Source organism: Roseibacillus ishigakijimensis (assembly GCF_016595415.1).
GTDB lineage: Bacteria > Verrucomicrobiota > Verrucomicrobiia > Verrucomicrobiales > Akkermansiaceae > Roseibacillus > Roseibacillus ishigakijimensis.
This window is the reverse complement of the sequence record NZ_JAENIO010000149.1, coordinates 1-457: the sequence shown is the minus strand read 5'-3', so window position 1 is coordinate 457 and position 457 is coordinate 1. Positions and strand designations below refer to the sequence as shown.

The window sequence follows — 457 nt, the reverse complement described above, 5'->3', positions numbered from 1 at the left end:
GCCGGACTGCTGCAAGTGATGGCCGAGGAGGTCGAACTCTTGTGTGGACCGAAGCATCATCCGGCGCCCGAGTCGGACTGCCGGCGCGCTGGCAGCGAGCAGGGACAAGCCTACATCGAGGGGCAGCGCGAGAAGATCATCCGGCCCCGAGTGCGTGAAAAAGACGGCTCGGAAGTTCGTCTTGCGAGCTACCAGGCTGCCAGTAGCAAAGGACGAATTTTTGACGAGGTAGTGGCCTCTCTGGAGCAAGGTCTGGCCGCCCGGGGAGCGGCGAGAGCGAAGGGAAAAGGCTCGCTGAGCAAGAGTGAGGCCTCCCGCATGTGGGTCGAGCGGAGCCGGGAAATCTTAAGCGAGTTTCGGAGTCGCTCACTCGCGCAGAAGGACTGGATTGCCCTCGTCATTGACGGGGTTTTTCTCCACAAAGACCTCTGCGTGGTGGTAGCGGTAGGGGTTGATA

Annotated in this window: 1 pseudogene; it reads left to right on the top strand. The window is 61.3% G+C overall.

Annotated features, from left to right (window positions below):
• Window positions 1-457 (top strand): annotated as a pseudogene (locus JIN78_RS16965) (IS256 family transposase); the annotation flags it as partial.